This is a genomic window from Bradyrhizobium sp. CCBAU 11434 (assembly GCF_028128895.1).
Taxonomy (GTDB): Bacteria; Pseudomonadota; Alphaproteobacteria; order Rhizobiales; family Xanthobacteraceae; genus Bradyrhizobium; species Bradyrhizobium zhengyangense.
In genome coordinates this window covers 80,363-94,685 of the sequence record NZ_LBJX01000098.1, presented here as the reverse complement: position 1 = coordinate 94,685, position 14,323 = coordinate 80,363, and the positions used below count along the sequence as shown (strand labels likewise).

Genomic DNA, 14,323 nt, shown 5'->3' with positions numbered 1-14,323 from the left:
CGCGAGCGGCTAAGGCATCAAGCCAAGTTTGGAGGGAACACATGACGACGCCCACGGCAGTGGCGCTGGAAGATGCCAAGGTCGCGTTCCGGCTGGGGGACGGGCGGGTCTATACAGCGGTGGAGAAGGCCCATCTGACGGTCGCGCAGGGCGAGTTCGTCGCCATTGTCGGGCCGACCGGCTGCGGAAAATCCACGCTGCTCAACGTCGCCGCCGGCCTGCTCAAGCCGGCCGCCGGCAGCGTCAGGATTTTTGATCGGCCGCTCGCGGGGCTGAACCGGGAGGCCGGCTATCTGTTCCAGGCCGACGCGCTATTCCCCTGGAAGACCGCGCTCGACAACGTTGCCATCGGCCTCGAGATCAGGGGCACGCCGCGTGCCGAGGCGCTGCTCCAGGCCCAGAAATGGCTGACGTCCGTGGGCCTCGGCGCCTTTGCGGGCCGCTACCCCCACATGCTCTCTGGCGGCCAGCGCAAGCGCGTGGCGCTGGCGCAGGTCCTGATCCGCGATCCCAAGATCCTCCTGATGGACGAGCCGTTCGGGCCTCTCGACGCGCAGACCCGCCAGGTGATGGGCAATCTGCTCCTCGATCTCTGGAACACCGACCGCAAGGCGGTGCTGTTCGTGACCCATGACCTCGAGGAGGCGATCGCGCTTGCCGACCGAGTCGTGATCATGTCCGCGGGGCCGTCCTCGCGCATCATCGGCGATTGGCGCGTCACGCTTCCGCGCCCGCGCGACATTTTCGAGGTGCGGCTGGACAAGGAGTTCCATGCACTGCATCGCGAGATCTGGAGCGTGCTCAAGGACGAGGTGATGAAGGGCTACGCCCAATCCACCCATGCGGCGGAGGCAGTCTGATGTCGCGCGTCTCGCTGCTTGCGCTGCAAGTCCTGGTCGCGATCGTCTGCATCGTGCTGTGGCAGTTGCTGTCGACGGTGCCGGTGTTTGGCAAGATCCTGCTGCCGCCCTTTTTCTTCTCCAATCCGGTCGACGTGCTCGAGCAGATCGTCAAATGGTTTGTCTCCGGCGTGATCTGGAAGCATCTCTGGATCACGCTCGTGGAGTCGATCCTGGCCTTCGTGATCGGCTCGCTCGGCGGCGTCCTCATTGGCTTCTGGTTCGCGCGGCAGCCGCTGGTTGCCGCCGTGTTCGACCCTTACGTGAAGATGGTCAATGCGCTGCCGCGCGTGGTGCTGGCGCCGATTTTCGCGCTGTGGCTGGGCCTCGGCATCTGGTCCAAGGTTGCCCTCGGCGTGACGCTGGTGTTCTTCATCGTGTTCTTCAATGTCTATCAGGGCGTGAAGGAAGTCAGCCGCACCGTGCTCGACAACGGCCGCATGCTCGGCATGAGCGAGGGGCAGTTGATGCGGCATGTCTATTGGCCGTCGGCGCTGTCGTGGATGTTCTCCTCGCTGCACACGTCGGTGGGTTTCGCCGTGGTCGGCGCCGTCGTCGGCGAATATTTGGGATCAGCGGCCGGCCTCGGCTATCTCATTCAACAAGCAGAGGGCGTGTTCGACGTCGCCGGCGTCTTCGCCGGCATGTTCGTGCTGTCAGCCTTCGTCATCCTGATCGATTTCGGGGTGACTTTGGTGGAGCGGCGGCTGCTGGTCTGGCGGCCGACCGTGGACGGGCGTGGCTAGCCGCCTCGCCTGACTGCTGACATTTATGTGATTGGCCGGTCGGAATAGAACGCACGGCCACGCGTCATAGCCCCATGCAACCGCCTGCATGGGAGTTTTGGATGCACCCGTCCCCGTTTCACCGCGTCGCTGCGGCGCTCGCAAGCAGATGCCGATGGCCAAGGCCCGGTCTTGGCACGACGCTGTTTGCCGCGCGTATCCTTGTCGCTTTCGCGGTGCCTCCGCTGGTGTTCGCCCATGAAGCGCACCCGGCCGCTCCACAGGCTGCCCTGAGCGCAGAGGAAAGTGCGTTCCTGCAGGAGAACGACGCCGCCATGACCAAGATGATGAACGACATGGCCGCCAAGCCGACCGGCGACATCGATCGCGACTTCGTCGCGATGATGAATCCGCATCATCAGGGCGCGATCGACATGGCGGTGATCGAGCTGCGTTACGGCAAGAACGAGCAGTTGCGGCGCATCGCTCAGGAAATCATCGTCGACCAGATGCAGGAGATCGCGGCCATGAAGCTCGCGATCGGTGAGCCCGCGACGGACACGACGCCTGCGCCGACTCAGTCGCAATCCGTTCCAGTCGCCGACGTCCATCACCATCCCAGCATGCAGATGGATATGTCTGCCGGAATGAAGAAATAGGAGCCACGCATGACGAGTTTAAGAAACACGATCGGGAAGAGCGTTCTTCTGGCGGCCACCATGCTCGCGACGGGTTCGCTCGCACGGGCGGGACAGGCGCCGGGCGGATTGTCGGCTCCCGATATCCCGATTAGCCACCACGACCGCGTCTACGCGGCAGAACAGTTCTCGAATACGGTCTCCGTCACCGACCCCGCCGACAACAAGCTGCTTGGTGTGATCCGTCTGGGCGACCCACAGCCCGGCAATTTCAGCCCGCTCTACAAGGGCCAGGTGCTTGTGCACGGCATGGGCTTCTCGCCCGATCACAAGACACTCGCCGTGGTTTCGATCGGCTCGAACTCGGTGACGTTCATCGACACCGCGACCAACTCGGTGAAGCACATCACCTACGTCGGACGATCGCCGCACGAGGCATTCTTTACGCCCGATGGCAAGGAGGTCTGGGTCACCGTGCGCGGTGAGAACTACATCTCCGTCATCGACCCCGGGAGCTTTGAAGAGAAAACCCGCATCACGACCCCGAACGGGCCGGGCATGCAGATCTTCTCACCCGACGGCAAGTACGGTTACATCTGCTCGTCCTTCAATCCCGAGACCGATGTCGTATCGGTCGCCGAGCACAAGATCATCGCCACGGTGAAGCAGGAGAGCCCGTTCTGCCCGAACATCGCGGCGACGCCGGATGGCAGCCAGGTCTGGTTCACGCTGAAGGATGTCGGCCGGACCCAGGTTTTCAACGCCAAGCCGCCGTTCAACCCGATCAAGACGATCGACACCGGGCCGATCACCAATCACGTCAACTTCGCGCACACCGCCCAGGGCACGTTCGCCTACGTCACAATCGGCGGTTTGAACGAGGTGAAAGTGTTCCGCACCGACGATTTCTCGCAGGTCGCGACGATTCCCGTCGGCAATCTCCCGCACGGCGTCTGGCCGTCCGGCGACGGCACTCGCGTCTATGTGGGATTGGAGAACGCCGACGCGCTTGCAGTCATCGATAGTACGACCAACAAGGTCGTTGCCAACGTCCCCATCGGCCAGGCGCCGCAAGCAATCGCCTATGTCCCAAACGCCGCACCTAATCCGGATGACCGCGAGAACTTACAGGCACTCGGCGTTGCCGGCCAGGTTGCTCATCTTGCGCTCATGCCGAAGGATGGCACCAAGGATGGCAAGACGGCGACCAGCGTGTCGCTGTTCGATCAGGGGTTGATTCAGGTGTTGCAAGCCTCGGTGACAGGACTTCAGCCCAAGCAGAAATATGTGCTTGCGCTGGCGGACCACGGCGACGGAAGTGGTAAATTGCAGCCTCTGGCGGCATTCATGACCAACCCGGCCGGATCGGCTATCGTCAATGCGGCCGGCCCGATCCGGCAGATTGTCGACCGTTCTGCTGCCCCCGCGAGGCGCTATCTCGTGATTGCCTCCGCCGACGCGGCGATGCCCGGCGATGCCGTCCAGATCGAGGCGCAATGACGTCCAGCCGAACGGCGATGGAGAGCAGGCGGAGCGCATCATGAAGGACATGCTGGTTCAGGTCGAACCGCTGATCCCCGCGCTCCGCCGCTATGCGCGCGCGCTGATGCGCGACCGCGCGGCGGCCGATGATCTGGTCCAGGATTGCCTGGAGCGCGCCGTCAGCCGATGGCATCAACGGCGTGACGGCAGCGTGCGCGCCTGGCTGTTCACCATCCTCCACAATCTGGCGGTCACGCAATTCCGCCAGGCGATAGCGCGGGGCAGACATATGCCGATCGACGAAGCAGGCGAGCAGGAACTCGTCAGCGCGGCCGGGCAGGAGCAAAGGCTTATCTATCAGGATGTTCTGGGCAAGCTTGCGAGGCTGCCGGAAGAGCAGCGGGCCGCCTTGCTGCTCGTTGCGGTCGAGGATCTCTCCTACGCGGATGCCGCAGCGGTCCTCAACGTTCCCATCGGCACCGTGATGTCGCGACTGTCGCGCGCGCGGGAGAGGCTGCAGCAGGAGATGGATGGCGTGGCGCCAGGAAATGTCGTGGCATTGCGGAGCGTGAAATGAGCCAGCGGCCGATCACTGAGGATGATCTTCACGCCTATGTGGACCAGGCGCTCGAGCCCGAGCGTCGCGCGGAGGTCGCATCCTATCTCGACGATCATCCTGATGTCGCCGGGCGCGTCGCGGCCTTCACTACCCAGCGCGAACAGTTGCGGGGCGCGCTCGCCTCAATTGCCGACGAGCCTTTGCCGGCGGAGCTGAATTTGTCGCGCATCATCGAGAATCGGGCGCGGCGTCCTGTGCGGGGGTGGGGTGCGATTGCGGCGGTCTTGCTCCTCGGTATCGGCGCTGTCGGCGGCTGGTCCATGCGTAGCCTGCTCCAGGAGGGATCGAATGGGCTGTCGTCGTTGGCTCAGGAGGCCGCTTACTCCTACAACGTCTATGCACCGGACCGTGTCCGGCCGGTCGAGATACGGGCCTCCGACAGTGCTGAGCTCACGCGGTGGGTCTCCAACCGGCTGCAGCAGCCGATCAAGGTGCCGGACCTCTCGGTGTCAGGCTATCGGCTGATGGGCGGACGCCTGGTTGCAACGTCGCACGGCCCGGCCGCGATGTTCATGTATGACGACGATCGGGGCGACCGTCTCGTCGTGCTGACACGTCCAATGAGCAGCGGTGGTCGGGACACGCCGATGCTTCCGCACGTGGCCGGCGACGTCGCGGGCTTCGCGTGGGCGGACCGTGGCATGGGCTATACGCTCGTCGGCCAGCTTTCGGGGGAGATCCTCAAGCCGATCGCGAACGAAATCCGGAAGCAGGCAGGCCCGATCTAGCTTTCGTAAAAAGGGGCCCGCGCGCTGGCGCGAGCCCGGATCGCGCAACCTCAATCCAGCAGCTTGACGTCGTCAGGCGCCTGCGGCGGCGTCTTGATCGCGATCGCCTTGACCTGGCCGCTGATTGGCTTGGTGCCGCCATGCGGCGTGCCCTTGGGGATGATGACGAGGTCGCCCGGCTTCACCGTCACTTCCTTGTCGCCGAGCCAGATCGTCCCGGTGCCATCAAGAATGTACTGGATCTCATTGGTGTTGGGATGCAGGTGCTTCGGCACATTGCCGACCTGGATCGACACGGTCGAGCCATCCGCGGTCATGAACGTCTTGGAGCGGTATCCGACCTGGTTGGCGGGGCCCAGTGCATCTCCTTCCATCTCGCCGGTGTGGATGATCTGCGCTGTGATGTTTTCGGCGGCCAGCGCGGGCCCAAGCAAATAGGTCGCGCTGCATCCGGCGACGAAGGCGGCGGTGATCGACAGCCCGGCAACAAGGCGATTCATGGATGATCCTCCCATCAGAGATTGTTGTTGTGGGCGCATGCTATTGCGCCAAAAGGCTGATGGCCAGTGCAGTTGGGCGTCCTTCTCAAGCCAGCCCTGCTGCTCTATGGTGCCGCCAGCCGAACGGAGGAAACCAATGAAGAACACGATTGCGAGGCTCGCGGGCGCGCTGCTTGCGCTGACGCTCACCACCTCGCTTGCCGCAGCGCAAACCAAAATCACGGTTGCGGTCGGCGGCGGCGCCTGCCTGTGCTATCTGCCGACGGTGCTGGCCAAGCAGCTTGGCGAGTACGAGAAGGCCGGCCTCAATGTCGACCTCGTGGACCTCAAGGGCGGCTCGGACGCGCTCAAGGCCGTGCTCGGCGGCAGCGCGGACGTCGTTTCGGGTTATTTCGACCATTGCGTCAACCTGGCGGCCAAGAAGCAGGAGCTGCAGGCGTTCGTGGTCTATGACCGCTATCCGGGCCTCGTGCTGGTCGTTGCGCCCTCGCACACGGCGGACATCAAGTCGATCAAGGATCTTGCCGGCAAGAAGGTCGGGGTCAGTGCGCCCGGCTCCTCCACCGATTTCTTCCTGAAATATCTTCTGAAGAAGAATGGGATCGATCCCGCCGGCACCGCCGTGATCGGCGTCGGCCTCGGCGCCACCGCGGTGGCTGCCATGGAGCAGGGGCAGATCGACGCCGCAGTCATGCTCGATCCCTCGGTCACCGTGCTCAAGGGCAGCCATCCGGACCTGCGTATCCTCAGCGACACCCGGACGCAAAAGGACACGCTCGAGACCTTCGGCGGCGAATATCCGGGTGGCGCCTTGTACTCGACGGCGGCTTGGGTCGCTGGCCACGAGAAGGAGGTGCAGGCGCTCACCAACGCGATGCTGTCGACGCTCGCCTGGATCCATTCGCACTCGCCCGAGGAAATCATGGCGAAGATGCCGGAGGAGATGGTTGGCAAGAACAAGGACCTCTATCTCGCCGCGCTGAAGAACACGATCCCGATGTTCTCCGAGACCGGCAAGATGGACCCGAAGGGCGCAGACGCCGTGCTCGCGGTGTTCAGCGTCGGCTCGCCCGAGGTCGCGAACGCCAAGATCGACGTCAGCAAGACATTTACGAACAAATTTGTCGAACAGGCGAAGAAGACCACGGGCAGCGCCAAATAACTGACGCGAAAGCTTGGTAATCAGGCGTCATGACGTCACCCTCCATTCATCGCGTCACGACGCTTGATCTTGCCGTGCACCCCGTCGTCTGGCCGTTTGCCGAGGAACGGCGGGATGAGATCACCGCGCACTTCGCCGAGCAGCAGCGCGCGCGGCCGAAGCTCTGGAACGGCCGGGTTTTGCTCGGGCGCGATGCCTTATTCACGGACGGTCATCTCTCGGCGACCTATTTCGAGACGGATTTCGCGAGCTTCCTGGCCTGGCGCGACTGGGGCTTTCCCGACCCTGCCGTGTTCAACGGCTTCGGCATGGGGGCGCTGCGCACCTCCGATGGCGCCTTTGTGATGGGCGAGATGGCACATCACACGGCCAATGCCGGACGCATCTATTTCGCGTCGGGTACCCCCGACCTCGACGATGTCAGGGACGGCACCCTCGACATTCCCGGCAGCGTCGTCCGCGAACTCCAGGAAGAGACCGGTCTCTCGCCTGCCGATTACTCGGCCGAGGCCGACTGGCACTGTGTCGTTACCGGCACCGCGCTTGCAATGATCCAGATCCTCAACCTGGACATGCCGGGGGAGGCGGCTCGTGCGCGGATCGAAGCCAATCTGGCTCGCCAGGCTGAGCCGGAGCTTTCGGCCATTCATCTCGTGCGCGGGATCGATGATCTCACCCCCACCATGCCGCGGTTTGTCACGGCCTTTATCGCGCAGCAGTTCGCCTCGCGCTGAAGCGCAAGGCTTGACATCGCGCGACGCAGCCCATGTGATGGGCGAAAAGCAAAACAAGAAACTGCAATGCACAATCGTCCAGGGAGGTTTAGATGCGCCTGCGCATGGCTGCCCGCTTGGTACGTGGGCTGTTGATCGCGATTGCAGCGATGGGCTTGACCGTTTCGGCCCAGGCTCAAGACAAGAAAATCAAGATCGGCGTGATTTTCGACCTGACCGGCCCGCTTGCGGGTGGCGGCTCCGAGCTCGAATATCTCGGCACCAAGATCATCCTCGACCATTTCACCAAGACCGGCGTCGAGGGCTACAAGGTTGAGGCTGTTTACGCCGACGCGCAGAGCAAGCCAGACGTCGCCATCAACGAATCCGTCCGCCTGCTCGAGCAGGAGAAGGTCGACATGGTGCTCGGCTTCTTCTCCTCGGCGCAATGCGTGCCGGTTGCCGCCCGCGTCGAGCAGCTCAAGAAGTTCATGTGGATCACGACCTGCATCTCATCCGCCGTGGTTGCCGACAAGAACTACAAATACGTCTTCCGCCCGCAGGCGAGCGGTGATCAATTCGGCACGATGACGATGGATTTCATCGCGCAGAACGCCAAGGCGAAGTTCGGCAAGGAGCCGAGCGACCTGCGTGTCGCCATCGTCCACGAGGACGGCGCCTATGGCGTCGACGTTGCCGAGGGCAATGAGGCCGGCGCGAAGAAAGCGGGCTTCAACGTCGTGCTGAAGGAAGGCTATTCCGCCACCGCGCCTGATCTGTCGGCACTGGTGACCAAATTGAAGCGCGCCAAGCCCGATGTCGTTTTCCACACCGGCTACAACCCCGACATCACCCTGTTGCTGCGGCAGGCGCGCGAACAGGGGCTGAAATTCGCGGCTCTCGTCGGCCATGGCGCGGGCTACGGGGTCTATGAGAAGCTGAAAGAGGGCCTTGGCGCCGACGCCAACTATCTCTTCGACACCGATCCGATCTCGATCTGGCTCGCCAACCAGAAGACCATGGATCCGAAGCTTGCGCCCGTCATCAAGATGATCGGCGAGGAGTTCGACAAGATCAGGCCCGGCGTCGCCATCCGCTCCGCCCATGTCGGCATCGGTGCGTCCAACACCTACGTCTTCATGGATGATGTGCTGCCGCGCGCCATCAAGAAGTATGGCGGGATTGATCCGGAGGCGTTGCGCAAGGCTGCGCTCGACACCGACATCCCAGAGGGCGGCACCATGCTCGGCTTCGGCGTCAAGTTCTTTGGCGAGGGCACGCCAATGGCGGGGCAGAACGAACGGTCATTCCCGGTCGTGATCCAGTATATCGACGATAAGTCCTCGGTGGTCTGGCCGAAGAGCCAGGCACAGCGCGAAGCCGTGCTGCCGCTGCCGAAGGGCACCACCTACAGCAACCAGTAGCGCAATACTTTTGACAAGGAGAGCGGGACGGTGCTGGAGGTCAGCGGGCTCGTGAAGCGGTTCGGTGGCTTCACCGCCGTCAATAACGTGTCGTTCAGGGTCGAGCAGGGCGAGATCCTCGGCCTGATCGGCCCCAACGGCTCGGGCAAGAGCACGATCTTCAACATGCTCTCAGGCACGCTTTCGCCGAGCGCCGGATCGATCCTGTTCGATGGTTCGGAGATCGCGGGCCTCGCGCCGCACCGGATCATCAACAGCGGCGTCGGTCGCACCTTCCAGATCCCGCGGCCGTTTCGCCGCCTCTCCATTTTCGAGAACGTCGCCCTTGCCGGCTTCTATGGCCAGGGTCGCCATAGCCGCGTCAAGGCCGAGGAAGCGGCCGAGCGCTCGCTTAGGATGGTGGGCTTGCCGGCCGATCGTCATGCCAGCGTCGACGGCCTCGGCGCGGCCGGTTTGAAGAAGCTCGAACTTGCGAAGGCGCTCGCCACCGCGCCCAAGCTGCTGCTCGCAGACGAAAGCCTCGGCGGCCTCGACGAGGCCGAGATGGACCAGGCGGCGGACATGCTGCGCAACATCCGCGATGAGCTCGGCATCACCATCATCTGGGTCGAGCACATCATGGGCGTTTTGATGCGCGTCGTCGACCGCGTCATGGTGCTCGACCACGGCGAGAAGATCTCGGAGGGGCTGCCCAGCGCGGTTGCCGGCGATCCGCGCGTCATCGAGGTCTATCTCGGCACCGATGCCGAGACCACCCAGGCCGCGGCCGCCGAAGCGCGCCGTCGCGCGGGAGGTCAATGATGCTGGAGCTCCGTAGCGTCAGCGCCGGCTATGGCACCTTCCAGGCGCTGTTCGACGTCCATCTCGAGGTCAAGGCTGGCGAGGCAGTGGGCGTGATCGGCCCGAACGGCGCCGGCAAGACCACCTTGATGCGCGTCATCTCCGGCCTGATCCGCCCCTCGCGCGGATCGATCGCGATGGAGGGTGTCGACGTCCTCGCGACGCCGCCGCACAAGATTGTCAGCCTCGGGATCGCGCATGTGCCGGAGAACCGGCGGCTGTTTCCGCAGCTCTCGGTCGACGACAATCTCAAGATGGGCGCCTTCATGAAGGAGGCGCGCGGCCATTATGCCGAGCGGCTCGAGGTCGTGTTCGATCTGTTTCCGCGGCTGAAGGAGCGCCGCCACCAGATGGCCGGCACCATGTCCGGCGGCGAGCAGCAGATGTGCGCCATCGGCCGCGCACTGATGTCGAAGCCAAAGCTTCTGCTGCTCGATGAGCCATCGGCCGGGCTGGCGCCGGTCGTGGTGCAGCAGGTGTTCGAGCTCGTCAAGCGGATCCGCGCCAGCGGGCTGACGGTGCTGATCGTCGAGCAGAACGTGCAGCAGGTGCTGAAGGTGGTCGACCGTGCCTATCTGATCGAGGCCGGCACGATCAGGGCGTCCGGTAGCTCGGCGGAGATGCTGGCGAGCGACACGGTCAAGGAAGCTTATCTCGGGGTGTGAGCGGCATATGCAGGCGTTTCTGGATATCTTCGACATCTATCTGCTGGAAGCCGTGATCAACGGCATCCTGCTCGGCGGCGTGCTGGCGCTGCTTGCGCTCGGGCTGAACCTGATCTTCGGCGTCATCGACGTGACCTGGATCTGTTACGCCGAGCTGGTGATGATCGGCATGTACGCCATGTATTTCATGGTCCAGTATTACGGCATCAGCTATTTCATCGCAGCGCCGTTCACTATCCTGCTCGTCGCGATCCTCGGCGCTCTCCTGCATTATCTGGTGATCGCGCCGCTGCTCACCGCGCCGCCGATCAACCAATTGCTCGCCACCGGTGGTGTGCTGTTCGTGCTGCAGAGCTTTGCCACCGTCGCTTTCGGCATCGACTTCCGCAACCTCGGCATCCGGCTGCCGGTGCTCGCGTTCGGCGACATGAATTTCAGCTATGCACGCCTCCTCTCGTTCCTGGCGGCGCTGGTCGGCATGGTCGCGGTCTATCTGTTCATGACCCGCACTTTCACCGGTACGGCGATCCGCGCCATCTCGCAGGACCGGCAGATCATGGCGCTGATGGGCGTCGATACCAAACGCATCTATCTCATAACCTCCGCGATCGGGGGCGGGCTGGCCGGGCTCGCCGCCTGCCTGCTCGTGCTGCAATATGACGTGCATCCCTTCGTTGGCCTCTCCTTCGGCCCGATCACTTTCCTGATCTGCGTGCTCGGCGGCCTCGGCAATTTCATCGGCGGCTTCATCGCCGCGTTCGTGTTCGCCGAGATTATCTCGCTTGGTGGCTTGTTCTCCGATCTCGAATGGGGCTACGTGCTCGCCTTTGCCTTCTTCATCGTCATGATGTTCATCCGGCCCGCGGGCCTGCTCGCGAGGCGCCGATGACGGGGCAGGGGCGATTTGCAGCGTGGGGGATCGGGCTGGCGGCGCTGGTCGCGCTGCCCTTCGTATATCGCGATCCCTATCATCTGCACATTCTGGTGCTGATCCTGATCTGGTCGTTCGCCTACACATCGTGGTCGATGATGGGGCGGTTCGGCCTAGTCTCGCTTGGGCACGGCGGTTTCATGGGCATCGGCGCCTATGTCACCGCGCTCTTGTGGAACCATCTCGGCCTGTCGCCATGGATCGGCATTCCCATCGGCATGGTCGCGGCCGGCGCGCTGGCGCTGATCGTCGGCTATCCCTGCTTCCGCTTCCGCATCACCGGACACTATTTCGTGCTGGTGACGCTGGCGCTGTCAGGCATCGTGCTTCAGGTCATCACGGCAACGCGCGATTATACCGGCGGCTCGCTCGGCTACACGCCGAACCGCGCGTCCGGCAACAAGCTGCTGGCGCTGCAATTCGACGACAAGACCACTTGGTACCTGATCGCGCTTGCGGTCTGGCTCGGCGGCATCGTCGTCTGGCATCTGATCGATCGCAGCATGAGCCGCTACGCGCTGGAGGCGATATCGGAGGACGAGGACGCCGCTGCCGCCGCCGGCGTCAATGTCACCGCGGAGAAGCTGAAGATCACGCTGATCAGCGCCCTGATGACGGCGCTGGCCGGCGCGATCTATTGCCAGTACCAGATGTTCATCACGCCCGACACCGTCTCCGGCATCGCGGTGTCGCTGCAGATGGTGTTCGCGGCCATTGTCGGCGGTCTGTTCGTCTCGCTGGGTCCGACCGTCGGTGCCGTCATCACCATCCTGCTCGCGGAAACCTTGCGTATCGGCTTCGGCACCAGGGCGGTCGGCTGGGACAATCTCGTCTACGGCGTGCTGTTGGTGCTTTTCATCATATTCCTTCCGAAGGGCATCCTTGGTAGCCTGCTCGATCGATTGAAGCCGCAACGCAAGGTGCCCCGCGCTCATGAGCAAAAAGCCGTCCAAATCGCTCGCCCAGGAACTTGACCGCTACATCACGCCATTCCGCCATGACGGGTCCGGTAAGTTTCACCTGAAAGACTACAAGACCGACGCGAGGGGCGATCTGGACAAGGAGGCGGCGCAGGAGATTCTCGACGCCAACAAGAAGCGTCTCGTCGAATTCCAGGAAAAGCTCTACGCGCAGGATCGTTGGTCGGTCCTGATCGTATTCCAAGCCATGGACGCCGGCGGCAAGGACAGCGCGATCAAGGCGATCTTCGAGGGCATCAATCCGCAGGGCTGCGAGGTCTCCGCCTTCAAGGCACCGAGCAGCAAGGAACTCGATCACGATTTCCTCTGGCGCCACGTGGTCGCGCTTCCGGAGCGCGGCCATATCGGCATCTTCAACCGCTCCCATTACGAGGAATGCCTGGTGACGCGCGTGCATCCGGAGCTGCTCGTCAAGGAGAAGCTGCCGCAAAAGCTCGTGACCAAGAACATCTGGAAGGAGCGGTTCGAGGACATTGCCGCCTGGGAGCGCTACCTGATGCGCAACGGCACCGTGGTGCTGAAATTCTTCCTCAACGTTTCCAAGGAGGAGCAGCGCAAGCGCTTTCTCGACCGGCTGGAAGAGCCGGGCAAGCAGTGGAAATTCTCGATGGGCGATATCGAGGAGCGTGCTCTGTGGCCGCGCTACCAGGCGGTCTATCAGGACATCGTGCGCCACACCGCGACGCCGCATGCGCCTTGGTATGTCGTGCCGGCCGACCACAAATGGTTCGCGCGCGTCGTGATCGGCTCCGTCATCGTCGCGGAGCTGGAAAAGCTGGACCTGCGCTTCCCCCGTGCCGACAAGGCCTCGCTGCGTGAGTTTGCCGATGTTCGAAAAGCGCTGGAGAGCGAGGGGAAGGGCGGACGGAAGCGCGAAAAATGACCGCTCCCGAGACCAGGAACCAGAAGAACGTCAACTTCGCGCTGCAGGGCGGCGGCGCGCACGGCGCCTTCGTCTGGGGCGTGCTCGACCAGGTGCTCGAGGACGGGAGGCTCGCAATCGAGGCGATCAGCGCCACAAGCGCGGGCGCGATGAACGCCGTGGCGCTTGCCTCGGGCATGGCTATCGGCGGAGCCGAGGCTGCGCGGCAGAACCTGCATGCGTTCTGGAACGAGGTCTCGCGGATGGACCAGGTCTATGACCTGTTCTCACCAGTCAACCAGTTGATCCAGGCCCTCAAGCTGCCGCCGGAATATCACCCCGTCCATGCCTTCATCCACACGCTGACGCATACGGTGCCGCCGAACCTGCTCAACCCATTCCACTTGAATCCGCTCCGGTCCTTGCTGCAACGCGTGATCGATTTCGAGCGGCTCAATTCGTCGCCGGACGCACCGCAGCTCTTTCTCAACGCCACCAATGTGCGAACCGGCAAGATCAAGGTATTCCAGACGCCGCTGCTCAGCGCTGAGGCGGTGCTCGCGTCGGCCTGCCTGCCGCCATATTTCCAGGCGGTCGAGATCGACGGCGAGCACTATTGGGATGGCGGCTATCTCGGGAATCCCGCGATCTTTCCGCTGATCTATCGCAAGGGCAGTCACGACGTCATCATCGTGCAGGTGACCGCGATCCGGCGTGACGAGCTTCCGGCAAGCGCCGCCGACGTCCTCCATCGCATCAATGAGATCAGCTTCAATTCGTCACTGATGCGCGAGATGCGCGCGATTGCCTTCGCGACCCGGCTTATCGACAACGGCGAGCTCGATCGCGATACGCATAGCCGCATGTTCATGCACTGGATCGGAAACGACCAGCTGATGTCGCAACTCGGAACGGCGACGCAGTTCCATCCCGAATGGAGCCTCTTGTGTCGCCTGCGCGATGAGGGCCGCGAGGCCGCGCGAAGCTGGCTGACGAAAAACTTTGACCGGATCGGAAGGGCCTCGACGGTCGACCTGACAGACATGTTTCTCTAGGCCGCTCGGCCGGCCATCGACAAAGGTTGCGAAAACAACCCCATGCACAGTAGCCGGGGGCATGGAATCAGTGGCCTGCCGGCGAATGCACCCGATATTC

16 protein-coding genes are annotated in these 14,323 nt (G+C 63.2%); 15 read left to right on the top strand and 1 reads right to left on the bottom strand.

What is annotated here, in order from left to right; translation table 11 throughout:
- Positions 1–41 precede the first annotated feature (41 nt).
- The 6 genes from XI06_RS29770 to XI06_RS29745 all read left to right on the top strand — a co-directional run bounded on the left by XI06_RS29770 (position 42) and on the right by XI06_RS29745 (position 5,091).
- Positions 42–860 carry an ABC transporter ATP-binding protein gene (locus tag XI06_RS29770; protein ID WP_237866090.1) on the top strand — a complete coding sequence of 273 codons (819 nt, stop codon included), beginning with the start codon at positions 42–44 and terminating at the stop codon, positions 858–860.
- Positions 860–1,645, top strand: coding sequence for an ABC transporter permease (locus tag XI06_RS29765; RefSeq protein ID WP_271607094.1), 786 nt, complete (start codon positions 860–862; stop codon positions 1,643–1,645). The genes XI06_RS29770 and XI06_RS29765 overlap by 1 nt, the downstream gene beginning before the upstream one ends.
- A gap of 101 nt (positions 1,646–1,746) precedes the next feature.
- Positions 1,747–2,283 (top strand): DUF305 domain-containing protein, encoded by a 537-nt coding sequence (locus XI06_RS29760; protein WP_237866088.1) that lies wholly within the window; start codon positions 1,747–1,749, stop codon positions 2,281–2,283.
- A gap of 9 nt (positions 2,284–2,292) precedes the next feature.
- Positions 2,293–3,762, top strand: coding sequence for a YncE family protein (locus XI06_RS29755; RefSeq protein ID WP_271607093.1), 1,470 nt, complete (start codon positions 2,293–2,295; stop codon positions 3,760–3,762).
- Between the two features lie 40 nt (positions 3,763–3,802).
- A complete protein-coding gene (locus XI06_RS29750; protein WP_237866185.1) occupies positions 3,803–4,321 on the top strand; it encodes a sigma-70 family RNA polymerase sigma factor in 519 nt (172 codons plus the stop codon).
- Complete coding sequence (locus XI06_RS29745; protein WP_237866086.1) at positions 4,318–5,091, top strand: anti-sigma factor family protein; 774 nt, start codon at positions 4,318–4,320, stop codon at positions 5,089–5,091. Before XI06_RS29750 ends, XI06_RS29745 begins: the two co-directional genes overlap by 4 nt.
- 50 nt (positions 5,092–5,141) lie before the next feature.
- On the opposite strand, the gene XI06_RS29740 is transcribed toward XI06_RS29745, so the two are convergent.
- Positions 5,142–5,591: a cupin domain-containing protein gene (locus XI06_RS29740; RefSeq protein ID WP_237866085.1), complete on the bottom strand. Its 450-nt coding sequence runs from the start codon at positions 5,589–5,591 to the stop codon at positions 5,142–5,144.
- Between the two features lie 136 nt (positions 5,592–5,727).
- Between XI06_RS29740 and XI06_RS29735 the strand changes: the two genes are divergently transcribed.
- The 9 genes from XI06_RS29735 to XI06_RS29695 all read left to right on the top strand — a co-directional run bounded on the left by XI06_RS29735 (position 5,728) and on the right by XI06_RS29695 (position 14,223).
- Positions 5,728–6,753 carry an ABC transporter substrate-binding protein gene (locus XI06_RS29735; protein WP_237866084.1) on the top strand — a complete coding sequence of 342 codons (1,026 nt, stop codon included), beginning with the start codon at positions 5,728–5,730 and terminating at the stop codon, positions 6,751–6,753.
- Positions 6,754–6,782: 29 nt separating this feature from the next.
- Positions 6,783–7,487 (top strand): NUDIX hydrolase, encoded by a 705-nt coding sequence (locus tag XI06_RS29730; protein ID WP_237866083.1) that lies wholly within the window; start codon positions 6,783–6,785, stop codon positions 7,485–7,487.
- Between the two features lie 92 nt (positions 7,488–7,579).
- Complete coding sequence (locus XI06_RS29725; RefSeq protein WP_271607092.1) at positions 7,580–8,890, top strand: ABC transporter substrate-binding protein; 1,311 nt, start codon at positions 7,580–7,582, stop codon at positions 8,888–8,890.
- Positions 8,891–8,920: 30 nt separating this feature from the next.
- Complete coding sequence (locus tag XI06_RS29720) at positions 8,921–9,691, top strand: ABC transporter ATP-binding protein (protein WP_237866081.1); 771 nt, start codon at positions 8,921–8,923, stop codon at positions 9,689–9,691.
- Entirely contained in the window at positions 9,691–10,395 is a 705-nt protein-coding gene (locus tag XI06_RS29715) for an ABC transporter ATP-binding protein (protein WP_237866080.1), read from the top strand. The genes XI06_RS29720 and XI06_RS29715 overlap by 1 nt, the downstream gene beginning before the upstream one ends.
- A gap of 7 nt (positions 10,396–10,402) precedes the next feature.
- Complete coding sequence (locus XI06_RS29710; RefSeq protein WP_237866079.1) at positions 10,403–11,284, top strand: branched-chain amino acid ABC transporter permease; 882 nt, start codon at positions 10,403–10,405, stop codon at positions 11,282–11,284.
- Positions 11,281–12,300, top strand: a complete 1,020-nt coding sequence (locus tag XI06_RS29705; RefSeq protein WP_237866078.1) for a branched-chain amino acid ABC transporter permease — start codon at positions 11,281–11,283, stop codon at positions 12,298–12,300. The genes XI06_RS29710 and XI06_RS29705 overlap by 4 nt, the downstream gene beginning before the upstream one ends.
- On the top strand, positions 12,260–13,189 hold the full coding sequence (locus XI06_RS29700; RefSeq protein ID WP_237866077.1) for a polyphosphate kinase 2 family protein: 930 nt from the start codon (positions 12,260–12,262) through the stop codon (positions 13,187–13,189). The genes XI06_RS29705 and XI06_RS29700 overlap by 41 nt, the downstream gene beginning before the upstream one ends.
- A complete protein-coding gene (locus XI06_RS29695) occupies positions 13,186–14,223 on the top strand; it encodes a patatin-like phospholipase family protein (protein ID WP_237866076.1) in 1,038 nt (345 codons plus the stop codon). Before XI06_RS29700 ends, XI06_RS29695 begins: the two co-directional genes overlap by 4 nt.
- The last annotated feature ends 100 nt before the right edge of the window (positions 14,224–14,323 follow it).